This window comes from Mesorhizobium sp. M1D.F.Ca.ET.043.01.1.1 (genome assembly GCF_003952385.1).
In the GTDB taxonomy this organism is placed as follows: Bacteria; Pseudomonadota; Alphaproteobacteria; order Rhizobiales; family Rhizobiaceae; genus Mesorhizobium.
In genome coordinates this window covers 1,617,981-1,639,366 of sequence record NZ_CP034444.1, presented here as the reverse complement: position 1 = coordinate 1,639,366, position 21,386 = coordinate 1,617,981, and the positions used below count along the sequence as shown (strand labels likewise).

At 62.4% G+C, this 21,386-nt stretch carries 20 protein-coding genes; 3 read left to right on the top strand and 17 right to left on the bottom strand.

All coding sequences use genetic code 11. From position 1 onward, the window contains the following. Positions 1-100 precede the first annotated feature (100 nt). Positions 101-577, top strand: a complete 477-nt coding sequence (locus tag EJ067_RS08180) for an Lrp/AsnC family transcriptional regulator (RefSeq protein WP_126085504.1) — start codon at positions 101-103, stop codon at positions 575-577. Between the two features lie 82 nt (positions 578-659). Here the strand turns inward: EJ067_RS08180 and EJ067_RS08175 are convergent, their stop codons facing one another. The 14 genes from EJ067_RS08175 to EJ067_RS08110 all read right to left on the bottom strand — a co-directional run bounded on the left by EJ067_RS08175 (position 660) and on the right by EJ067_RS08110 (position 14,924). Next, entirely contained in the window at positions 660-1,994 is a 1,335-nt protein-coding gene (locus tag EJ067_RS08175; RefSeq protein ID WP_126085503.1) for an FAD-binding oxidoreductase, read from the bottom strand. A gap of 20 nt (positions 1,995-2,014) precedes the next feature. Then, a complete protein-coding gene (locus EJ067_RS08170) occupies positions 2,015-2,368 on the bottom strand; it encodes a cupin domain-containing protein (RefSeq protein WP_126085502.1) in 354 nt (117 codons plus the stop codon). 11 nt (positions 2,369-2,379) lie between these two features. Further along, complete coding sequence (locus EJ067_RS08165; RefSeq protein ID WP_126085501.1) at positions 2,380-3,072, bottom strand: ABC transporter permease subunit; 693 nt, start codon at positions 3,070-3,072, stop codon at positions 2,380-2,382. A 1-nt stretch (position 3,073) separates the two neighbouring features. Beyond that, positions 3,074-3,787 carry an ABC transporter permease subunit gene (locus tag EJ067_RS08160; protein ID WP_126085500.1) on the bottom strand — a complete coding sequence of 238 codons (714 nt, stop codon included), beginning with the start codon at positions 3,785-3,787 and terminating at the stop codon, positions 3,074-3,076. A 59-nt stretch (positions 3,788-3,846) separates the two neighbouring features. Further along, complete coding sequence (locus tag EJ067_RS08155) at positions 3,847-4,620, bottom strand: transporter substrate-binding domain-containing protein (protein WP_245468213.1); 774 nt, start codon at positions 4,618-4,620, stop codon at positions 3,847-3,849. Between the two features lie 85 nt (positions 4,621-4,705). After that, complete coding sequence (locus EJ067_RS08150) at positions 4,706-5,482, bottom strand: amino acid ABC transporter ATP-binding protein (protein ID WP_189510475.1); 777 nt, start codon at positions 5,480-5,482, stop codon at positions 4,706-4,708. A 469-nt stretch (positions 5,483-5,951) separates the two neighbouring features. Beyond that, the gene (locus EJ067_RS08145; protein ID WP_126085497.1) at positions 5,952-6,431 is read right to left on the bottom strand and encodes an Lrp/AsnC family transcriptional regulator; all 480 of its coding nucleotides are present in this window, start codon (positions 6,429-6,431) and stop codon (positions 5,952-5,954) included. Positions 6,432-6,518: 87 nt separating this feature from the next. Further along, positions 6,519-8,174, bottom strand: coding sequence for an ABC transporter ATP-binding protein (locus EJ067_RS08140; RefSeq protein WP_126085496.1), 1,656 nt, complete (start codon positions 8,172-8,174; stop codon positions 6,519-6,521). Positions 8,175-8,176: 2 nt separating this feature from the next. Beyond that, positions 8,177-9,028, bottom strand: coding sequence for an ABC transporter permease (locus EJ067_RS08135; protein WP_126085495.1), 852 nt, complete (start codon positions 9,026-9,028; stop codon positions 8,177-8,179). Then, positions 9,025-9,975, bottom strand: coding sequence for an ABC transporter permease (locus EJ067_RS08130; RefSeq protein ID WP_126085494.1), 951 nt, complete (start codon positions 9,973-9,975; stop codon positions 9,025-9,027). The genes EJ067_RS08135 and EJ067_RS08130 overlap by 4 nt, the downstream gene beginning before the upstream one ends. A gap of 86 nt (positions 9,976-10,061) precedes the next feature. After that, complete coding sequence (locus tag EJ067_RS08125; protein ID WP_126085493.1) at positions 10,062-11,672, bottom strand: ABC transporter substrate-binding protein; 1,611 nt, start codon at positions 11,670-11,672, stop codon at positions 10,062-10,064. Between the two features lie 64 nt (positions 11,673-11,736). Further along, positions 11,737-12,459, bottom strand: coding sequence for an HAD-IA family hydrolase (locus tag EJ067_RS08120; RefSeq protein ID WP_126085492.1), 723 nt, complete (start codon positions 12,457-12,459; stop codon positions 11,737-11,739). A 237-nt stretch (positions 12,460-12,696) separates the two neighbouring features. Continuing rightward, positions 12,697-14,070, bottom strand: a complete 1,374-nt coding sequence (locus tag EJ067_RS08115) for an aspartate aminotransferase family protein (RefSeq protein WP_126085491.1) — start codon at positions 14,068-14,070, stop codon at positions 12,697-12,699. Positions 14,071-14,084: 14 nt separating this feature from the next. Beyond that, positions 14,085-14,924, bottom strand: a complete 840-nt coding sequence (locus EJ067_RS08110; RefSeq protein WP_126085490.1) for a GNAT family N-acetyltransferase — start codon at positions 14,922-14,924, stop codon at positions 14,085-14,087. Between the two features lie 318 nt (positions 14,925-15,242). Here EJ067_RS08110 and EJ067_RS08105 point away from each other — a divergent pair, with 318 nt between their 5' ends. Both EJ067_RS08105 and EJ067_RS08100 read left to right on the top strand, forming a co-directional pair. Further along, on the top strand, positions 15,243-15,911 hold the full coding sequence (locus EJ067_RS08105) for a haloacid dehalogenase type II (protein WP_126085489.1): 669 nt from the start codon (positions 15,243-15,245) through the stop codon (positions 15,909-15,911). Between the two features lie 16 nt (positions 15,912-15,927). Next, positions 15,928-17,202 carry an FAD-binding oxidoreductase gene (locus EJ067_RS08100; RefSeq protein WP_126085488.1) on the top strand — a complete coding sequence of 425 codons (1,275 nt, stop codon included), beginning with the start codon at positions 15,928-15,930 and terminating at the stop codon, positions 17,200-17,202. A gap of 100 nt (positions 17,203-17,302) precedes the next feature. On the opposite strand, the gene EJ067_RS08095 is transcribed toward EJ067_RS08100, so the two are convergent. From EJ067_RS08095 to EJ067_RS08085, 3 genes are read right to left on the bottom strand one after another with little or no spacing between them, the layout of a single operon-like run. Then, positions 17,303-18,760, bottom strand: a complete 1,458-nt coding sequence (locus EJ067_RS08095; RefSeq protein ID WP_126085487.1) for an NAD-dependent succinate-semialdehyde dehydrogenase — start codon at positions 18,758-18,760, stop codon at positions 17,303-17,305. A 17-nt stretch (positions 18,761-18,777) separates the two neighbouring features. Continuing rightward, positions 18,778-19,821, bottom strand: a complete 1,044-nt coding sequence (locus EJ067_RS08090) for a tartrate dehydrogenase (RefSeq protein ID WP_126085486.1) — start codon at positions 19,819-19,821, stop codon at positions 18,778-18,780. Between the two features lie 10 nt (positions 19,822-19,831). Continuing rightward, positions 19,832-21,295, bottom strand: a complete 1,464-nt coding sequence (locus EJ067_RS08085) for an aldehyde dehydrogenase family protein (protein WP_126085485.1) — start codon at positions 21,293-21,295, stop codon at positions 19,832-19,834. Positions 21,296-21,386: the final 91 nt, after the last annotated feature.

Here is a 21,386-nt window from a genome sequence, read left to right as displayed (position 1 = left end):
CGGTATTCCTTCGGATGGACAGGCCGGCGGGCTGTGATAGTCTCGATGGATCTTACATGACAGCATTTTGTGCTGTGGCACGCTTTCCGTGGAGACTGCCATGAAGCTCGATCGGATCGACATCAAGATTTTGCACGAACTGCAGAAGAACGGCCGCATCACCAATGTGGAACTAGCCGAGCTGGTGCACCTGTCGCCCAGCCCATGCTTGATGCGGGTCAAGAAACTCCAGTCGGAAGGCTACATCGAAGGCTATTCCGCGCAGGTCAATCTCGGCAAGCTCGGTCAGACGCTGACCGTCTTCACCGAGATCACCTTGAAGAACCATCGCCAGGTCGACTTCGCCCGCTTTCTCGCCGTCGTCGAGAAGATCGACCAGGTCATCGAATGCCACCTCGTCTCGGGCGGCTACGACTATTTGATGAAATTTGTGACCGCCGGCATCGGCGAGTATCAGACCATCATGGAGCGGCTGACCGACATGGACATCGGCATCGACAAGTATTTCAGTTTCGTGGTGCTGAAGTCTCCCATCGTCAAGGCGCACATGCCTCTGCCAAGCCTGTTCCCGATGTAGTCAGCAGTGGCCGCGCCGAACTAGGGTCTTGCGCACCGCGAAGGCATCGCAAAACCATGCGCGCGACCGCTGAAAAAGATCATCACCGTTTCTCGCGCTCATTCTTGCGGCGCATTGCACGCTTATCCCTCCACGCGTAGAGCGAATAGACGAACGGGATAAACCATGGTTTGCCCTGGAAGAATGGCACTGCCTTCGGCGGGTCGAAGTCGAAGGCCGACAGGGCCTTCTCTGTCTGGCCAAGAAGTTTGAAGGCAGCCTTCTTGCCGAGCCAGCGCGCCCAAACCACGCCGGATCCGCAGAACCCGGTAGCATAGACCGTATTCCCTACGGTAAACATTCGCGGAATCATATCGCGGTTCATGGCGACTTGGCCGAACCAGCTATGCGTGAGGCCAACACCAGCCAGTTCGGGAAATATGCGGCCGAGTTCGAAGCCCAGGTGTGTGGTGGGCGAAAGCGGATCTCCTTCCGTCGTGCCGTCGCGCCCGCCAAATAGAATGCGCGAGCCGTCTGGCGACGGACGATAGTAGTAGCTGAGCTGCCTCGTGTCGCCGTACATCATGCGCTTCGGCATCAGGCGTTCCATGACGCCGTTGCCTAGAGGCTCGGTGGCGACGATACGGCTCCGCACCGGCACGAGACGACGGCGAAGCCAGGGATCGAAGTCGTCAGTATAGGCATTGGTGCACACCAGCACCTTCTTGGCGAAGACCTCGCCACGCGATGTGGCGACACGCACGCCGCCGGCCTCGGCGACCATCCCCAGCACCGCCGTATCCTCGTGAATGACCGCATCGGTTGCCCGGGCGACCCGCAATATGCCGGCCAGCAGCTTGGCGGGATGAAGACCACCAATGTCCATGCGCGCGAAGCCACCCGCGTAGACCTCCGTGCCGATGTATCGCGATACTTCTGCACGGGAAACTGAAAATGCCTCAATCCCTAGGAAACGTTGCAACAACTCGGCGTATCGGCTCAACTCTTCGCATTCGCGTTCATTTATCGCTCCGTCGAAAAGGCCAGAAAGGAAAAAGTCGCACTCCACCTGCTCCCCTTCGAGAAAGGCCCAGAGATCATCTCGCGCAGCCTTTCCTTCCATCAAGATGCCATTGGCGCGGGCTTCACCAAACCTACGGATCAATTGTTTGCGGCTTGGCCTTATGCTGCCGCTCGCCATACCGCCGTTTCGGCTGGACGCGGCTTGCCCTATCGGTTGCCGGTCGAAAAGCTGAACGCTGCGTCCGGCCCTCGCGACCTCGATGGCAGCCGACAGGCCCGCATAGCCACCGCCGACGATGGCGACGTCGCATCTGGGGATCACCGGCCACACCGGCAGAGCAGAAAACGCGCAGTCGTCCCACCAGTACGGCGTGGACTTAAACGGACGCGCGGAGATGGGATCCATGGCGTGCATCTCTGGTTCAATCCACGCGCTCAATCGCGCGAGACCCAGAGCTTCCGGGTGGGCTCGATCACCCGCCAGACCCCCGTGAATCCTGGGTGCATGACGAAGGCATCGCCCGCTGCAATTCGGCGCGGCTCGAACCCATCCTCGATGAGTTCCGAAACCCCCGAAAGGATGTAGCAAAATTCGAAGGTCCCGCCTTTGATGGAACGATAAGCGCCAGGCGTGGCCTCCCATACGCCAGCCTGTACTTGGCCATCAGCGGTCTGCGCGATATCCCAAGTTAGAAACCGGGGATCACCTTCCACGCGCCGTTCCGGCAGCGGTTCGCCTCTCCTGGGTTCGGGGAGATTGTTCTGATCGAAAAAGGTAAGCTTGGACATAGGGCACCCTTTCAGCGTGCGGAATGCCGTTCGAAAGACAGACGCCTTTCGATGGCATGCAGGGCAGTCAAACAGACGACGTTGATTGCAAGATAGAAGGCAGCGGTGACGACGAAGATTTCCAAGATGGCGAATGTCTCGCTCATCAGCCGTTTCGCGTAGCCGGTGATTTCAAGCACCGTTATGGTGGAGGCAAGGCTCGATTCCTTGACGATAACGGCGACTTCGGTGCTGTAGGAAGGCACGGCCTGACGCAGCGCCAGGGGAAACTTGATACGGTGGAAGACCACCCATCCGGACATGCCGCAGGCCTCTGCCGCCTCGATCAGTCCGCGCGGCAGCGAGAGCAGGGCAGTACGGAAGATCTCCGCCGTATAGGCACCGGTGTTGAGAATGACGGCAAGGATGGCAGCGTGAAGACTGTCGCCGATCAGCCACCATAAAACCGCGTTGTGGCGTATGAAACCTATCTGCGCGAGGCCGTAATAGATCACAAAGATCTGTACGAGCATCGGTGTGCCCCTGAAGACCGCGCAGTAGAAATCGGCGCATTTGCGAACCGTGCCGGTCTGGGAAATGCGGGCTGTTGCCAGCAGGATGCCGAATGGTAATCCAAGACCGACGCCGAAAGCTGCAATGAGCAGGGTCGTCTTCGCGCCGGTGAGGAGAAATGGAACCGCATATGTAACGATGCTGGAATCCATCCTAACCTCTACTAAAGCCGCGGTTGAAATATTTCTCGGCGCGGTTGAACAGAACCTGGCTCACGGCGGTCATGGCGAAGAACATCGCGGCCGCCATGCAATAGAATAGAAGCGGCGAGCGCGTGATTCCTGCGGCGACCGCTGCCGCTCGCATCAGTTCCTGCATACCGACCACTGATACGAGCGAGGTATCCTTGATCGTCATCTGCCACACGTTGTTGATCCCACCCAGAGCCAGTCTGAGGGCGAGCGGTAGCGTCACGCGAAAAAAGGTCACGCGTGGCGACAAAGAAAGCGATCGAGCCGCCTCCAGGAGGCCAATGGGAACTGCCTGCAGCGCGCCTCGTATGACTTCTATCGAGTACGCGCATGAGATGGCGGCGATCGCGACAATGCCGATAAGGAATGGATAGGCGTTTTCGGCGCTATCCGCGTAGCCGAACGCCGAGGCAATGCTTTGCACCCAGTCGACGGAGCCGAAGAACAGGAGATAAATGACCAGTAGTCCCGGAACGCCGCGGATGATGATGCTGTAGGCATCAACAAGCTGTGACAGAACAGGAACCTGACGCCAACGAAGGATGGCAAGCGGTATCGCCGCCGCCAATCCTACAACCACGCCAACAAAGCCGATGAGAAGCGTGATACCGGCCCCGCGCAGCAGCGCGAGGAGCCAGCCCTTCTCGACCATCAGCACCCAGATATCGTGCAACATGAAAACATTCCATCAGACCGTCGCGACATTGCCGCGACGGTCTGTTGCCTGTCGGGTGATTACTTGTTGCACGCGATGGTGTAGTCGTCCTTGAACCAGTTTTCCGAGGCAGCCTTCACCTTGCCGCTGTCGATCATGTTGCAGAGCGCGCCGTCGAGCTTGGCCTTGAGTTCGGTATTGCCCTTGCGCAGGCCAACACCCATGCCATAGCCCAGCGCTTCGTGATCGTCCGCTCCGGTGACCTTGACGTCGATGCGGGCAAAGTTGGCGCCGTCCGGTGAGCCGAGGAAGTCGACCCAGGTCGGGGAATCGCCGAATGCAGCGTCAAGCCGGCCTGCCGCCAGATCGGAATTCTGTTGGGTCGTGGCGTCGTAGGTCTTCAGGTCCGCGGTCGGAATATGTTTCTTGATGAACTGCGCGTATGTGGTGCCATTCACGACACCTATGGTCTTGCCGGCCAGCCCCTTCTCGATTTCCGCAAGACTCTTTAGTCCCATGAGCGAAGAATCCTTCGGAACCACGAAATACTGGGGTGTGGTTGCATAGGGGACGGAGTAGTCGATCTTCTTCATTCTTTCGTTGGTGATGCCGAGACCCGAGATGATGACATCAAAGCGATCGCTGTCCATCGACGGAACCAAGGAACTGAACGTCTGGACCACGAATTTGCATTTGACCTTAAGCTCGGCGCAAATGCCGTTGGCGATATCGGCGTCGAAGCCGGTAACGTTGCCGTTGGCGTCGGCCATGCTGAACTGCGGGGCATCGCCTTCGGTGCCCACGCGTAAGACGCCGTCCTCGGCCCATGCGACGCCTATTGCCGCCGCCGCCATCAGGCCGGATAGGCAGATTGAGCGAAGTGTGTTCTTTACGAGCATTTTGAGTTACCCCTCTTTGCTTTCTGTTTGATGGCCGCCATCAGGCGGCAGTTGAAATAACGCTGGATAGGAACCGGTTCACCGCCTCGGATGCGGGATTTCGAAACAGTTCTTCCGGCACGGCATCCTGCTCAACGATACCGTTGTGCAGGAATATCATTCGGTTCGACACCTCTCGTGCGAACCTCATTTCATGCGTGACGAGGAGAATGGTCGCTCCGTCGCCGGCAAGCGTTCGGATGACCTTCAAGACCTCGCCGACAAGTTCGGGATCAAGCGCGGAAGTTGGTTCATCAAAAAGCATCAGCTTGGGCTCCATCGCCAAAACGCGCGCGATTGCCACGCGCTGCTGCTGCCCACCCGAAAGCTGGCTTGGATACCGGTGGCCAAAGTCGGCCATGCCCACTTTGGATAAAGCGCCAAGCGCTGCCTCATTCGCCTCCCGCTTGCCCTTCCGCAGTACGTAGATCAGTGCTTCGGTCACATTCCCGAGCACGGTTCGATGGGGCCACAGGTTGAAGCTCTGAAACACCATGGCGATGCGGCGACGAAAAATCCTGATGTTGGCTGCGTTGACGATTTTCGTTTCGCGGCTTTCGTTCTCAAAGGCGGAAATCGCATCGCCCATCACCTCGATCTCACCGGAGCTCGGGGTCTCAAGAAAGTTAATGCAGCGTAGCGCGGTGCTCTTTCCCGAGCCGGAAGAACCAACGAGTGAAATGACCTCGCCTTGCCGCATCTGGAAGCTCAGCCCGTTGAGAACGCGGGCCGTGCCGAACGCCTTGCGAAGTTCGCGAACTTTCAGAACAGGAGCCATGCCCAGGCGCCTCCTGTCCGTGCCGTGGTGAAGAGATGTAGAACCGATCGACGGTCCATTTCGGCGAGATCTTCGCTGGTCGTCATTCTCGGATCCCTAGGGGGGTCAAATCGCAGAAACAGACGAATTTCAGTTCAACGAAATTCGGCGACGGATGCTGTTGCGCGCCCTCCTGTTCAAGGCTGACTGCTTCCATCTGGATTCCACCCTCGAGGACTACAAAACGTAACCTCAGCTTATGTCCGTCGGGGCACGCAATTTCGTCTTAGTCCATTGAATTTCCGCAGAATTCCTGCCAATCGTAGGTTTGTAAGAGGAAACGCTCCGAACGCGTCGGAGTCGGACCGCGGCAGGGTAAACCAGGTCTTCGGATCGGCGCTCACCTCGCGACCATTTTTGCGGCACGTTCTTGCAGAGATTCAGATCACGGGCTGCCTGCACCACGCCGTTGACAGGCCTAAACGCATCATCAATCAAGACAATGCTCGAAATCGATTGGCATGGAAAACCCAACCTTCACTCGATCCATGACAACCATTGTCTTGAACCCCTTGATGTCGTGATTCTCGTAGAAAAATCTCCGGGTAAAAGCTTCATAATCTTCCATGCTTCGGGATGTGACAATGAGAACGAAATCTGCTTCTCCCGTAACGTAGTAGCCGTTCATCACTTCCGGCGTCTGGCGGATCGATTGTTTGAAGCGGTCGACGATGTCAGCTCGTTCGCGCTCGAGCGAAACCAGCACGAGCATCGCAATAGGCCGGCCGACAGTCTTGGGTTTCACGATCGAAACGTCAGCTTCGATTGCTCCCCCTTCCCGAAGCCGTTTGATACGACGCTGGACCGCCGTTGCCGACAGGCCGACCATTTGGCCAAGCTCTTCCGTGCCGTGGCGATTGTTGGTCTGCAGAATATTAAGCAAGCGAGAGTCCAGTCGATCAAGCTTCATTCTGCCTGCCTGCGCGTTGATCTGGTGACACAATCGTGGCTGAAAAACTTGCCGTCACTCCCAGTCTTCCGGCCTATTCCGATGTAGTCAGCGGTGACCATACTGGCTGACGAGCTCGGGGTCGCGGACGAGGCCGTCGAGCCAGGTCGGATCGAGCTTCGGCACCGAGGAGAACAGAAGCTTGGAGTAGGGGTGGGTGGGCGTCTTCACCTTGTCGGGCGTGATCTGCTCCACGCGCTCCCCATTGTACATGACCATGATCTCGTCGCAGATGGCCTCGACGACCGAGAGATCATGGCTGATGAAGATGTAGGACAGTCCCAGCTCGCGCTGCAGCTCCTTGAGCAGCTCGATCACGGCGGATGCCACCACCGTATCGAGCGCCGAGGTGATCTCGTCGCAGATGATGAGCTTCGGGCCGGCCGCCAGGGCGCGCGCGAAGTTCACGCGCTGCTTCTGGCCGCCCGAGAGCTCCGATGGATGACGGTAGCGCAGCGCCCTTGGCAGGCGCACCATGTCGAGCAGTTCATCCACGCGCTTCGAGCGCGCCCGCCTGTCGAGCCCGTGATAGAAAGCCAGCGGTCGCGAGATGATGTCCTCCACCGGCTTGGCCGGATTGAGCGCGGTATCGGCATATTGGAACACGATCTGCATCTCGCGCAGCTGGTCCTGGCTGCGTCTCCTGGCCGCGCGCTCCAGTTCCTTGCCGTCGTACACGATCTCGCCGGCGGCCGCCGGGTGGATGCCGGCGATAACCCGCGCCAGTGTGGATTTTCCGCAGCCGGATTCGCCGATGACGCCGAGATTGCGCCCCTTTTCCACGACCAGACTGACGGAATCGACGGCCCGGATAAGCGGCAGTCCGTCATCTCGTACCGGGCCGTAGCCGGCCGTCAGATTGTCGATACGCAAGAGCTCTTTCTTTCCGGCATCCGCGTCGGCCTGCGCTTGCCGCGGCTTTGGTTCGAAGGCGGCCAGCAATTCACGCGTGTAGGGGTGCTGGGCCGCCGAAAGGATTTCAGCGGTCGCGGCGGTCTCCTGCACTTCGCCGCCCTTCAGCACCACGATGCGGTCGGCGATCTGGGCAACGACCGCGAGATCGTGGGAGACGTAGACACCGGCGATGCCACCCGCCCGCATGACCGACTTGAACGCCTTCAGCACGTCGATCTGCGTCGTCACGTCGAGCGCCGTCGTCGGCTCGTCGAAGATAACCAGCTTGGGATCGCCGATAAGCGCCATGGCCGCGGCCAGCCGCTGCAGTTGCCCACCCGAAACCTGGTGCGGATAGCGGGCGCCGATTCCTTCCGGATCCGGCAGCGACAGGGCCCTGAACAGCTCGACCGCGCGCCGGCGCGCCTGTTCGGGCGGCATCAGCTTGTGGATGCGCGTGACCTCGATCACCTGCTCCATGATCGTCGATGAGGGATTGAAGGCGGCGGCGGCGCTTTGCGGAACATAGGCGATGTCGGTGCCGCGCAACCTGGCGCGTTCCTTTTCGGAAATTGCAGCCATGTTCTTGCCGTTGAGATTGATCTCGCCGCCGGTGATCCTGCAGCCGGGTCTTGCGTGACCCATGAGCGAAAGCGCCACCGTGGTCTTGCCGGAGCCGCTCTCGCCGATCAGGGCGATGATCTCGCCCTCCGCGATGTCGAGGCTGACGCCCTTGATGATCTCGACCACCCGGCCGGCATCGGTCGTCGCCTCGATCCGCAGGTTTTTGACCTCGACGAGATTGGTCATGCTCAAGCGTCCCTGTCCCTGATCTTCTGCGGCAGGTTGTCGATCAGCAGGTTGACGCTGATGGTGAGGCTGGCGATCGCCAGCGAAGGCACGATGACGGCGGGGGCCGCGAAAGGCAGGCCGCCGATATTCTCGCGCACCAGCGCCCCCCAGTCGGCTAGAGGCGGCTGCAGGCCAAGCCCAAGGAAAGACAAGCCCGAGAGCAAGAGCACGATGAAGACGAAACGCAGGCCGAAGTCGGCGAGCACCGGACGGATGATGTTGGGCAGGATCTCGGAGCCGATGAGATAGACGGTGCTCTCGCCACGGACGCGGGCGACGGTCATGAAGTCCATGGTGTTGATGTTGACGGCGAGCGCCCGCGCGAAGCGATAGGCGCCTGGGATGTAGATGACGGCGAGCGTCAGGATCAGTACCGGGATCGACGATCCGACCGCGGCGACGACGACAAGGCCGAACAGCTTGCTGGGAATGGAGTTCATGGCGTCCAGGAAGCGGCTGAGGCAAGTGTCGAGCCAGCCGCCGGTGACAGCCGCGATCATCCCCAGCACGACGCCCGAACAGCAGGCGATGGAGACAGCGGCGAGCGATATGCCGACGGTGTAGCGCGCGCCCATCAGAACCCGCGAGAGCATGTCGCGCCCCAGATAGTCCGAACCCAGCCACAGTCCCTGGCGCATCGGTCCGAAATAGTCGTCGTCGACGATGTCGCCGATCGGATGCGGAATGATGTAGGGCGCGAAGATCGCGACCAGCGTCCATGCCAGGATGACCAGCGAAGCGACGACGCCGACAAGGTTGTAGCTGTGGCCCAGGAAGGACCGTCGGGGGGATGCCGCGCGCGCCATCGTCATCTGAGCCTCGGGTTGGACATGATGGCGACGATGTCGGCCGCGGTGATGAGCAGGAGATAGCCGAGGCAGAAGATCATCGCGCAGCTCTGGATCAACGGCAGGTCGCGGGTCGCGACCGCATCGACCATCAGCTTGGCGATGCCGGGATAGTTGAAGATCGTTTCCACGATTATGACGCCGCCGACCAGATAGGACAGCGAGAGCGCGACCGCGTTGACGATCGGGCCCAGAGCGTTGGGAAGCGCATGCCTCAACACCATGCGGCTGCGCGAAGCGCCCTTGAGAAGCGCCATCTCGACATAAGGCGTGGACAGCGTTTCGATCACCGCGGCGCGGGTCATGCGGATCATCTGGGCGGAGATGACGAAGGTGAGCGTGATCACGGGCATCGCATAGATGCGCACAATGTCGGTCAGCGAATGCGCCTCGTTGACCGAGGACAGCGCCGGAAGCCATCTGAGATAGACGGCGAAGAGCAGGACCGCCAGCGTCGCGACCATGAACTCCGGCACGGAGATGACCCCGATCGAAAGGATGGTGACGGCGCGGTCGTAGACGGAGCCGCGCAGCATTGCGGCGGTTATGCCGAGCGTCAGCGCCAGCGGAACCGAGATCAGCGTGGTGATGCCGCCAAGCTTCATGGTGTTGACGAAGCGCCCGCCGATCAGCGCCGCGACCGGCATCTCGTTGGCATAGGAGGTGCCGAGATCGCCGTGGAGGAGGCCGAGAAGCCAGCGCAGGAAACGCAGGATCGCCGGATCATTGAGATGCATGGCCTCGCGCAGGCCGGCGACCGCTTCCGGCGTCGCAGCCTGGCCGAGAAGGATCGACGCTGTGTCGCCAGGCAGCATGCTGGTGGCGAAAAACACGGCGAACAGGACGATCAGAAGGGTGACGAGCGCGACCGCCAGCCGCTTCAGCACGAGGTTTAGAACCCCAGACTTCATGGAAGCTCCCTGCGGTTGCGTTCAGTCAAGCAATCTTGCGCAATGCAGTGCCGGGGACCGGTTGACCGGGCCCCGGCAGGCGCCTCTCAGGCTTCGAGCCAGAGGTATTCGGCCATTGCGTAGCCCATCATGCCACCGAGCGGGTTCGCTTCCAAACCCTTCACCTTGCTGGATAGGGCGTCGACGTTGGAAATGTAAGCCGGGATGATGGTGCCGGCCTCCTCGGCGACCATGACCTGCATCTGGTTGTAGATTTCCTTGCGCTTGGCCTGGTCGAGAGAACCGCGCGCCTCGACGAGCAACTTATCGAACTTCTCGGACTTGTACTGGCTCTCGTTCCATGGCGCGTTGGAGGCGTAAAGCAGCGAGAACAGGATGTCCGGCGTCGGGCGAGGGTTGATATTGCCGAAGTGAACCGGCGCCTTGAGCCAGTAATTGTCCCAGTAGCCGTCGGACGGAACGCGCTGGACGTCGAGCTTCATGCCGATATCCGCGCCGGCCGCCTGGATGATCACCGCCATGTCGATCGACGAGGTTGCCGCGTCGGACGCGACCACCGGGATGGACTGGCCGAGGACGCCCGCCTTCTGGAAGTGGAACTTCGCCTTGTCCGGATCGAAAGCCTTCGGCTTGAGGTCGGCATTGTGGAAGATGTTCGCCGGCGAGACGGGCTGGTCGTTGCCGATTTCACCGAGGCCGCGCAATGCCGATTTGACGATCTGCTCGCGGTTGACGAGATACTTCATGCCGGCCACGAAGTCGGCCTTGCTGCCCGGATCCATGTCGAGCCGGATGTTGAGGTCGGTGTAGTTGCCCGATGTCGTCTTCGACAGTTCGAAGCCCTGCTGGCTCTGCAGCAGCTTCATCGAGCGCGGATTGATCGAGGCCGCAAAATTGATGTCGCCGGAAATCAGGGCGTTGACGCGGGCGCTGTCGTCGGTGATGGCGATGAACTCGAAGGAGTCGAGATAGGGCTTGCCCGACTTCCAGTAGTTCTTGTTCTTGGTGACCACCGAACGGACGCCCGGCTCGAACGTCTGCAGCACGAAGGCGCCGGTGCCGTTGCCCTTGGAGAAGTCGGAGGTGCCGTCCTGGACGATCATGAAGTGGTGCAGGGCCAGGATGGTCGGCAGGTCGGCATTCGGATCGGCGAGCGTGATTTCAACCGTCGACTTGTCAACCGCCTTGAAGCCGGTCATCTGCGCGGCGATCTTGGCGACCTTGGAACCGACCGCTTTGTCGAGGTGGCGCTTCAGCGAGAAGACGACGTCGTCGGCGGTGAGGTCCTTGCCGTCGTGGAAGGTGACGCCCTTGCGCAGCTTCACGGTCCAGGTCTTGGCGTCCTTGCTGTCGAAGCTTTCGGCCAGCTCCATCTGCGTCTTGCCGTCCTTGTCGAGGAAAGTCAGGCGGTTGTAGAGCGAGCAGCAGCGGACATAGTCGGTGGAGAGCGACGCCTTCGCCGGATCGAGCGTGTCGGCGGTCGACGACGACCAGCCGGCCGCCTTGAAGTTTCCGCCGGAGACCGGCGTCGCGGCGAGAGCATTGGTGGCACGGCCGAGCACCACGCTGCCCGCGGCAACCGCGGCGCCGCCGGCCAGCAGCATCTTGAGGAGTTCGCGGCGGCTTGCGCCCCGCCGGATGGCGTTTTCGACCATGGCATCGTCTGCGCTGGTCCAGTTCGTGATCTTGTCGGTCATGTTCATTCCCCTTTCGGTTGTTTCGTCGGGATGCGCGTCTTGATGCGGCTTTCCGGGCTTGGGCTCAGGTTCGTTCCTTCAGGCTTTCCCGCACGGCTGCCGCGAAGGCGGCCATTGAGGTGAAGTGGTAGTCGGGCACGGTGAAGCGCTCGGGCTCGATCGTGCCGCCATAGCCCTTCTGGGCATGACGGCGCTCGATCCAGCAATTGGTCATGCCAAGCGCCCGGGAGATGCCGATGTCGTGATGCTGGCTTTGCGCGACGTGCAGGATGTCGTCCTTGCTGTCGCCGCGGGACGACACGAAATCGAAGACCTTATGGAAGAAGGCCGGGTCGGGCTTCTCCGTGCCGGTATCGTCGGCTGTGAAGGTGGCGAAGAAGGGTGATCCGAGTTGCTTCTCGAAATGATCGAGCGCCCAGCGCTGGGCATTGGTCATGGCAATCAGCTTGTGCGTCTTCGCAAGGTCAGCCAATGCAGCCGCGCTGTCGGGGAAGCCTTTCCACGAGCTCACGGAATCGCGCAGGCGGACGCCGTATTTGTCATCGGCCGGCAGGCCGAGCCGCGGCGCAATGACCATGTAAACGCGTACGAGATCGTCCGGGAAGAGGCCTGCATCGGGCATGTAGCGAGCCTGTCGGTAAAGGCTCAACGCTTCCTCGCCGTCGATGGAAACACCGGCCTCGGCGGCAATGCCGGCCAGGCAGGTCGTGATGCCGCCTTCGAAGTCGATCAGCGTGCCGACAACATCGAAGGTCATATATTTGAATTCGCTAAAGCCCCTGGCCAAGACTGGCTCTCCTCTGCGCGCGGTCGAATTGCATGCGATGAACAGAACAAAATTCCGTGCTGTCCGGGGCGTCGGCCTGTTTCAAAAGCCCGGAAACCTGGGCTCTCTGGCCTTGTCGTAAAAGCAGTCTGGCACTTCCCCCGCGCTGGATTCGCCGAATTGGCGCGGGGCCGCGGCACAAAATTGCGAAATCGTCTGCCCCGGCGATATTTCGAGATGCGAAAAATCGGGCGCCGGTCATGCCAGTGCCTTGCGGACATCGGGATCGTCCAGCGTCTGGTCCAGCGTCCGGCGCGTGCGCTCGACGATCGCATCGACGTCGCTGTCCGTGCAGCAGAGCGGGGGCGCATAGCCGAGAACTCCATGGGCGAACGCGCGGATGATGAGGCCGTTGTCCCACGCCCTGTCGAAGACGCGCCGGGCCGGCATGGCCGAGGCGGGAAGCGGCGTCTTCTTTTCCTTGTCGACCACCAGCTCAATTGCGGCGAGCATGCCGCGGCCACGCACATTGCCGACCAGCGGGTGGTCCTCCAGGCTTTCCAACCCCGCCATCAGGCGGGCGCCGGCCTTGACACCGTTCTCCAGAAGTCCGTCTTCATAAAGCTTCAACACCTCAAGCGCGACGGCGGCGCTGACCGGGTGGGCGGAATAGGTGTAGCCATGGCCGACCGCCGCGTTGCCCGCAGCGTCGGCGATGACATTGTAGACGTGATCGGCCATGAAGACGGCGCCCATCGGAACATAGCCGGACGTCAGCCCCTTCGCGGTCGTCATGAAATCGGGGACGATGTCCTCCTCCGTGCAGGCGAACAGCGGTCCCGTGCGACCGAAGCCGGTGATCACCTCGTCGGCGATGAACAGGATGCCGTATTCCCGGCAGAGTTCGCGTATCGCCTTGATCCAGCCCTTCGGCGGGACGATGACGCCGCCCGAGCCCTGGATCGGCTCGGCATAGAAGGCTGCGACCCGCTCCGGCCCGATCTCCTCGATCTTGGCCTTCAGCGCGGCGAGCGATGCGGCGATGATCGCGTTGCCGTCCTCGCCCACCGGGTTGCGATACGGATAGGGCGAGGGGATCTTGTGCTGCCATTCGAAGGGAATGCCGAAACCGGCGTGGAAGGCGGGCAGGGCGGTGAGGCCCGCGCCGACCACCGAGGATCCGTGATAGCCCTGCTCGATGGAGATGAACTGGTCGCGTTTCGGCTCGCCCCTGGCATTCCAGTAGTAGCGGACAAAACGGATCGTGCTGTCGACCGCGTCGGAGCCTCCGAGCGTGAAGTAGACGTGATTGAGATCACCGGGCGCGCGCTCGGCCAGCTCGGAGGCGAGACTGATGGCCGGTTCAGAACCGAGGTCGAAATAGGCGGTGGCGTAGGGAAGCTCGCGCATCTGCCGGGCCGCCGCCTCGACGATGCTGTCGTGGCCATAGCCGGCGTTGACGCACCAGAGCCCCGCGAAGCCGTCGACGAGTTGCCGGCCTGACGCGTCGGTCACGGTTGCTCCCTTGGCCGATTTCAGCACCCGCACCCCGAGCGCCTCGTGGCCGCGATATGAGGAGACCGGATGGATGAGATGGGCGCGGTCGAGTTCGATCAGGGAATTGGCGAGCATTGTTTTTCTCCGAACTAGCCGAGCGCCTGGTTGGCGAGGGCATAGACCTTTGGCCTGGCGTGTTTCGAACCCGTCTTGGGCGGACGATCCATGGCAATGCCGCCACCGACATGGGCGAGGCCGATTTCTCCGAGCCAGCCGGCGATGCCGGTCCTGCTGTCGGTGTCTACGCGCAGGAAGGCGCCGGCGCGCGGCGCGGCGAAGAAGCCGATCAGAGCCTTCGCTGCATCAGCATCTCCGGCGATGACCGGACCGATTACTTCGCCGCGTCCGAACGGTCGGACCGCGGCATAGGCCTCAATGGCGCCGTTGCGTCGGATGACGGCGAATTCGCCGCGCTCGGCCAGCGCATCGATCAGGGCTTCACGGTTGGCGCCGTAAGCGTCGCGGTCCATCGCCTTGATTTCCGGCAGATCGCCGGTGTCTGCGGCCTGCACGCCATCGGGCATGCCAAGCGCCGTGACGTTACCCTGATGTTGCAGGATGGTGCCCGACGGCACGAAGCCCAGCTTCTCATAGAGAGGCATGCCGTCCGTTGTCGCGACGAGCCGCAGCGGACGGTTTCCCGCGAGGCTGAAGGCCTGTTCCATCAGCTTGCGCCCGAGCCCCTTGCCGCGCGCGTTCCTGTCGACGATCACCATGTTGATCATGGCGCAATCCGTGCCGTAGGGCGTTACCAGGATGGTTCCGGTGACGCGGCCCTGGTCGTCGAGCGCGACCGCGCCGCTGGAGAGCTGCAGCGCCATCTGCCAGTCCTGCGGACGGTGCGGCCAATTCTCCTGGCGAGAAAGCGCGACCGCGCCCTCTATGTGGTCCGGCCCGAAAGCCCGGATTGCGATTTCGCCCTGCTGCATGAGGCATCCTTCCGTCTGCGCCCAAGTCTCGGGCATCGGCGCGCCGCAGATCGTCTGAAGGTTTCGGCTTCGGCGGTATCATTCGCCGTTGCTCGGGGCGCGCGCCGCATCTTGTGCTGCACTACCGCCGGCGGATGCGTTTCACGGCGTGAGGCGGCACTGCCATCGACAGGCAAGATGCTATCGCGTGCCAAACCGGGCCACGGATACAGAACTTTCTGCTTTCGAATAGCCCATTTCGGTCAGGTGGCCCGCCGCCGGCCGGCCTATGATGAAATACATCCAACGCGGATGTGCTTCCACCGGAGATCGACGGACATGGCTTCTTTCAGGCCCAAATACATCACCTTCGACTGCTACGGCACGTTGACCAATTTCCAGATGGCGGAAGCAGCGCGCGACCTCTACGGCAGCCGGCTGGATCAGCCGCGCATGCTGGAATTCATCAAGAACTTCGCGGCCTACCGGCTCGACGAGATCCTGGGCGACTGGAAGCCTTATGCCGACGTCATCCATAACGCGCTCGAGCGCGCCTGCAAGCGCAACGGCGTCGCCTTCAGCCCTGACGACGCCAGGATGGTATATGAGCGCGTCCCGACCTGGGGGCCGCATGCGGACGTCCCGGCCGGCCTGGCGAAGGTCGCCAAGGAAATTCCGCTGGTCATCCTCTCCAATGCGATGAACGCGCAGATCATGTCCAATGTCGAGAAGCTCGGCGCACCGTTCCATGCCGTCTACACGGCCGAGCAGGCGCAGGCCTACAAGCCTCGCTTCAAGGCGTTCGAGTACATGCTCGACAGGCTGGGCTGCGGCCCGGAAGATATCCTTCACTGCTCGTCGTCGTTCCGCTACGACCTGATGTCGGCGCACGATCTCGGCATCAAGAACAAGGTGTGGGTCAATCGCGGCCACGAACCGGCCAACCCCTATTACGGCTATGTCGAGATCGCCAATATTTCTGGTCTTCCGGGCGTGGTCGGGCTTTGAGACAGGCGGGCTGCCGATGAAATTCGTCTCCTATTGGCACGACACGGCCCCCGTCTTTTCCGGCGGGATGAAAGGCCCGCTCGAGGGGCATTACGATGCCGCCATCATCGGCGGCGGCTTCACCGGCCTCGCCGCCGCACGCCAATTGGCGAAGGCCGGCGCCAAGGTGGTCGTGCTGGAGGCGGAGCGCGTGGGCTGGGGTGCATCCGGGCGCAATGGCGGGCATCTGAACAACGGCCTCGCCCACAGCTACCTTTCGGCCAAGGCGGAACTCGGCAAGGAACGCGCGATCGCGCTCTACCGTGCGCTGGACTCATCCGTCGACGCCATCGAGGCGCTGGTCGCCGAGGAAGGCATCGACTGCAATTTCCGCCGCGCCGGCAAGCTGAAGCTCGCCTCCAAGCCGCAGCATTTCGAGGCGATCGCCCGCAACTTCGAAGCCGTCCATGCCGAGGTCGATCCGGATACGGCGCTGCTGTCGGCGAACGATCTCACCTCCGAGGTCGGCTCGCCCTTCCATGGCGCGATGCTGTCGAAGAAAAGCGCCATGATGCATATGGGCCGCTATGCGGCAGGCCTGGCCATGGCGGCCGTTCGTCACGGCGCCGTCATCCACGAGAACGCGGCGGTGACGGATCACAAGCAGACCGGCAAAAGGCATGAGCTGGTCACATCAAGCGGCCGGATCAGCGCCGACAACGTGCTGGTGGCGACCGGCGCCTACACCACGCCGAATTTCGGCTATTTCCGCCGCAGGATCATCTCCGTCGGCAGTTTCATCATCGCCACGCGCCCGTTGAGCGACACAGAGATCGCCGCGACCATGCCGGGCAACCGGACATGCGTGACCTCGATGAACATCGGCAACTACTTCCGGCTTTCGCCCGACAACCGCCTGATCTTCGGCGGCCGGGCGCGCTTCTCGGCGACCTCCGACCAGCGTTCCGACGCCAAAAGCGGAGAGATATTGCGGGCGAGCCTTGCGGCGATTTTCCCGCAGCTCGCCAAGGTCGAGATCGACTATTGCTGGGGCGGGCTCGTCGATATGACCAAGGACCGTTTTCCGCGCGCCGGCTACCATGACGGGGTCTGGTACGCGATGGGCTATTCCGGCCACGGCGCGCAGCTATCCACCCATCTCGGCATGATCATGGCCGATGCCATGCTCGGCCGCGAGGATCGCAATCCGATGAAAGGCGTCGAGTGGCCTGCCATTCCCGGCTACTCCGGCAAACCCTGGTTCCTGCCTGTGGTCGGTCTCTATTACAAGATGCTCGACCGGGTCCAGTAGCGCAGTTGGGCAGTAGCGCAGTAGCGCAGTAGCGCAGTAGCGCAGTAGCGCAGTAGCGCAGTAGCGCAGTAGGTGCTGTCTTCCCTGCTGCCGTACTGCCTTACTCCCCTATCCCCATATGAAAGCTCTTCATCTCGAGATATTCCTCGATGCCGGCCTGGGCGCCCTCGCGCCCGAGCCCGGACTGCTTGACGCCGCCGAAGGGAGCCACCTCCATCGAGACCGAGCCGGTGTTCAGCCCCACCATGCCGAACTCCAGTGCCTCGCCGACGCGCCAGGCGCGTTTCAGGTTCTCGGTGTAGAAGTAGGAAGCAAGCCCGTAAGGCGTGCCGTTGGCCAGCGCGATCGCCTCCTCTTCCGTTTCGAAGCGGAAAAGCGGTGCGACCGGACCGAAGGTTTCCTCGCCGGCGAGCTGCATGTCGTTTGTCGCGCCAGTCAGCACCAGCGGGGCAACATATTGCGGCCCTTCCGGCAGAGCCGGCCTCTGCGTGACTATCTCAGCACCTTTGGCAAGCGCATCGTCTACGTGGCGGTTGATCTTCTCAACCGCGGCCATGTTGATCATCGGTCCGATGGCGACGCCGGCTTGAGTGCCGGGCCCCACCGTCAAGGCGTTAACGCGGGCGGTGAGCTTCGCGGCGAAAGCGCCATAGATGCCGGACTGGACGAGGATGCGGTTGGCGCAGACGCAGGTCTGGCCGCCGTTGCGGAATTTCGAGGCGAGCGCGCCCTCGACGGCGAGGTCGAGATCGGCGTCGTCGAAAACGATGAAGGGCGCGTTGCCGCCGAGCTCGAGGCTGAGCCGCTTCACGCTATCGGCCGCGCCGCGCATCAGCAGCGAACCGACGCGCGTCGAGCCGGTGAAGGAGATCTTGCGCACGGTCTCGTTCGCCATGATCTCGTGGCCGATCCCGGCCGGCATGCCGGTGACGATGTTGATGACGCCGGCGGGAATGCCCGCCCGTTCGGCGAGCACGCCGAGCGCCAGCGCCGAATAGGGCGTGAACTCGGACGGCTTGACGACCACTGTGCAACCGGCCGCGAGCGCAGGCGCGACCTTGCGGGTGATCATCGCGTTCGGAAAATTCCACGGCGTGATGATGCCGCACACACCGACCGGCTCCTTCAGCACGATGATGCGACGGTCTGACGCCGGCGAGGGAATGGTGTGGCCGTTGATGCGACGCGCCTCTTCCGCGAACCATTTGACGAAGGAAGCGCCGTAGCGGATCTCGCCCTTGGCTTCGTCCAGCGGCTTGCCTTGTTCCGTCGTCAGGATCAGCGCGAGATCATCCAGATGCGCAAGCATCAGGCCATGCCAGGCCTCCAGCAGGGCAGCGCGTTCGGCATGGGTCTTCTTCCGCCAATCCCGATAGGCGGAAGCCGCGGCGTCTATGGCCGCGCGTGTCTCCGGTCCCGCCATGTCTGGCACCGTGCCGATCGCGGCCTGGGTCGCCGGATCAATAACATCGACCGTCCCGCCGGAGGCGGCGGCGACCCATTTGCCGCCGATCAAGCCGGCCTCGCGGAAGAGAGTTTTGTCTATCAAGTCTTTCATCGAAAACGACCTTGCAATCATTTGAGCGCCGCGATGACGGCGGCGGTGATGGCGTCCGTGCTGTCCTTGCCGGCAATGGTTCCAAGGCCCCGAGCGGTTGTCGCCTCGATCGCTTCCATGACGCGGCCGGCGGCGTCTTTTTCGCCCAAGTGCTCGAGCATCATCGCGCCGGACCAGATGGCGGCGATCGGATTGGCGATGCCGAGATGGGCGATGTCGGGCGCGGAGCCGTGCACCGGCTCGAACATCGACGGCGCCGAGCGATCGGGATTGATGTTGGCGGAGGCGGCGTAGCCGAGCCCGCCCTGAATCGCTGCGCCGATGTCGGTCAGGATGTCGCCGAACAGATTGGAGGCGACGACCACGTCGAGGCTCTCCGGCGCCATGATCATGCGGGCGGCGAGCGCGTCGACATGATAGCTGGTCACGGTGACGTCAGAGTACTCCGCTGCCAGCTTGCGCGTGACCTCGTCCCAGAACACCATCGAGTATTTCTGCGCGTTGGATTTGGTGACGGAGGCAAGCTTGCCTCGCCGCGTCCGCGCCTGCTCGAAACCGAAGCGCAGGATGCGCTCGACGCCGGCGCGGGTGAAGATTGAGGTCTCGACCGCGACCTCGTCCGCAGTGCCTTGATGCACGCGGCCGCCGGCGCCCGAATACTCGCCTTCGGTGTTCTCCCGGATGCAAAGGATGTCAAAGCTTTCGGCCCTGAGGGGGCTCGTCACGCCCGGCAGCAGGCGGTGCGGGCGGATATTGGCGTATTGCACGAACGCCTTGCGGATCGGCAGCAGCAGACCGTGGAGCGAGACGGCATCCGGCACCTCCGCCGGCCAGCCGACGGCGCCAAGAAGGATGGCGTCAAAGCCCCGCAAGGTCTCGATACCGTCCTGCGGCATCATGCGGCCGGTCTCCTTGAAGAAGCGGCAGGACCAGGGGAATTCGGTTCCCGTCAAACCAAAGCCGGAATGTTTGGCTGCCGTTTCCAGCACCGTCCAGGCGGCGGAGGTGACATCACGGCCGATGCCGTCACCAGGGATAAGGGCGATCGAATAGGTTTTCATCGGCGTCTCTTCACAGGCTGATCAGGACGCTCTTGGTCCTGCGATTGGCGAGATAGGCTTCGCGGCCAAGGTCCTTGCCGATGCCGGAGCGCTTGTAGCCGCCGGTCGGCATGATGTGGTCGCGCGAGCGGCTGTAGCGGTTGACCCAGACGGTGCCCGCTTCGAGCTTACGCGCGAAACGCATCGTGCGCGACAGGTCGGAGGTGAACAGGCCGGAAGCCAGTCCATAGGTCGGATGGCTGGACAGCGTCAGCGCCTCTTCCTCGGTCTCGAAGCTCTGGACGGTCAGGACCGGGCCGAAGATCTCCTCGACGATCGCCGGATTGTTCTGATCGACATTGGCAATCAGTGTCGGCTGGTAGAAATAGCCGGTGCTGTCCATGGCGACGCCGCCCGCCAGGCATTCGCCGCCGGCCTCGACCGCGGCCCGCACAATGCCGTCGACGCGCGCACGCTGCCGCTCCGAGATGATCGGCGAATACTGGGTAGCCTCGTCCCAGGTCGGGCCGGGCCGGGCTGCCTTCATCTTCTCCAGGATCGCCGCCGTCAGCCGGTCGGCGACGCTCTTCTCGACGATCAGTCGTGTGCCGGCCACGCAGGCCTGGCCGGCGTTGTAGGTGACGCTGCCTGCGATCGCCGTCGCCGCTTTGCCCAGATCGGCATCGGCGAAGACGATCTGCGGGCTCTTGCCGCCAAGCTCCAGCGTCATCGGCTTGACGCCGGTGCGGGCGACATTCTCCATGATCGCCGAGCCGGCGCGGGTCGAGCCGGTGAAGCTGATCTTGGCGATCTCGGCATGGCCGGTCAGCGCCGTGCCGGTCGTCGGACCGTCGCCCAGGACCACATTGATCAGCCCTGCCGGCAGGCCGGCCCTGACCGCGAGCTCTGCCATATGGATAGCCGAGAAGGGCGTCATTTCCGACGGCTTCAGCACGACGGCGTTGCCCGCGGCCAGCGCCGGGCCGAGCTTCCATCCCGCCATCGAGATCGGAAAGTTCCAGGGTGTGATGGCGCCGACCACGCCATAGGGTTCGCTCACGATCATGCCGAGACTGGCGTCGTCTGTCGGCACCAGTTCGCTGCCTTCCTTGTCGGCGAACTCGGCGAAGAAGCGGATCTGCTCGGCGGTAACGGCGATGTCCCCGGCAACCACCTGACCAATGGGCCGGGTCGAGCACAGCGCCTCGATCCGGGCGAGCGTTTCGGCTTCCGCCTCGATCAGGTCGGCCCAGGCTTGGAGCGCCCTGGTGCGCTCGCGCGGGCGAACGCCGCCCCAGTTGCTCGCCTTCAGCGCGGCCTTGGCGCTTTCCACCGCACGGTCGATCATGTCCACGCCGGCCACGGGGCAGGCGGCGTATGCCTTGCCGTCCGACGGGCGATGCATTTCGATCGCGCCCTCGGCCGCGATCAGTTCGCCGCCGATGAAATGGCCGGCGGGCAGGGGAACCGTGTCCGGATCGAAACTCAGGCTCATGGGCAACCACTCAGCAGCGTTGGCCGCAGCCTAGCGCGGGCGGGCAAGCAGCATGCGTCGTTCGGCGAAGCGCGGCGGACGATTGTTGCGT

Bases quoted from the DNA above. Each gene is read 5' to 3' on its own strand.
- EJ067_RS08180 (WP_126085504.1), top strand. From the start codon at position 101: ATGAAGCTCGATCGGATCGACATCAAGATTTTGCACGAACTGCAGAAG.
- EJ067_RS08175 (WP_126085503.1), bottom strand. From the start codon at position 1,994: ATGCACGCCATGGATCCCATCTCCGCGCGTCCGTTTAAGTCCACGCCG.
- EJ067_RS08170 (WP_126085502.1), bottom strand. From the start codon at position 2,368: ATGTCCAAGCTTACCTTTTTCGATCAGAACAATCTCCCCGAACCCAGG.
- EJ067_RS08165 (WP_126085501.1), bottom strand. From the start codon at position 3,072: ATGGATTCCAGCATCGTTACATATGCGGTTCCATTTCTCCTCACCGGC.
- EJ067_RS08160 (WP_126085500.1), bottom strand. From the start codon at position 3,787: ATGTTGCACGATATCTGGGTGCTGATGGTCGAGAAGGGCTGGCTCCTC.
- EJ067_RS08155 (WP_245468213.1), bottom strand. From the start codon at position 4,620: ATGGCGGCGGCGGCAATAGGCGTCGCATGGGCCGAGGACGGCGTCTTA.
- EJ067_RS08150 (WP_189510475.1), bottom strand. From the start codon at position 5,482: ATGGCTCCTGTTCTGAAAGTTCGCGAACTTCGCAAGGCGTTCGGCACG.
- EJ067_RS08145 (WP_126085497.1), bottom strand. From the start codon at position 6,431: ATGAAGCTTGATCGACTGGACTCTCGCTTGCTTAATATTCTGCAGACC.
- EJ067_RS08140 (WP_126085496.1), bottom strand. From the start codon at position 8,174: ATGACCAATCTCGTCGAGGTCAAAAACCTGCGGATCGAGGCGACGACC.
- EJ067_RS08135 (WP_126085495.1), bottom strand. From the start codon at position 9,028: ATGACGATGGCGCGCGCGGCATCCCCCCGACGGTCCTTCCTGGGCCAC.
- EJ067_RS08130 (WP_126085494.1), bottom strand. From the start codon at position 9,975: ATGAAGTCTGGGGTTCTAAACCTCGTGCTGAAGCGGCTGGCGGTCGCG.
- EJ067_RS08125 (WP_126085493.1), bottom strand. From the start codon at position 11,672: ATGACCGACAAGATCACGAACTGGACCAGCGCAGACGATGCCATGGTC.
- EJ067_RS08115 (WP_126085491.1), bottom strand. From the start codon at position 14,070: ATGCTCGCCAATTCCCTGATCGAACTCGACCGCGCCCATCTCATCCAT.
- EJ067_RS08110 (WP_126085490.1), bottom strand. From the start codon at position 14,924: ATGCAGCAGGGCGAAATCGCAATCCGGGCTTTCGGGCCGGACCACATA.
- EJ067_RS08105 (WP_126085489.1), top strand. From the start codon at position 15,243: ATGGCTTCTTTCAGGCCCAAATACATCACCTTCGACTGCTACGGCACG.
- EJ067_RS08100 (WP_126085488.1), top strand. From the start codon at position 15,928: ATGAAATTCGTCTCCTATTGGCACGACACGGCCCCCGTCTTTTCCGGC.
- EJ067_RS08095 (WP_126085487.1), bottom strand. From the start codon at position 18,760: ATGAAAGACTTGATAGACAAAACTCTCTTCCGCGAGGCCGGCTTGATC.
- EJ067_RS08090 (WP_126085486.1), bottom strand. From the start codon at position 19,821: ATGAAAACCTATTCGATCGCCCTTATCCCTGGTGACGGCATCGGCCGT.
- EJ067_RS08085 (WP_126085485.1), bottom strand. From the start codon at position 21,295: ATGAGCCTGAGTTTCGATCCGGACACGGTTCCCCTGCCCGCCGGCCAT.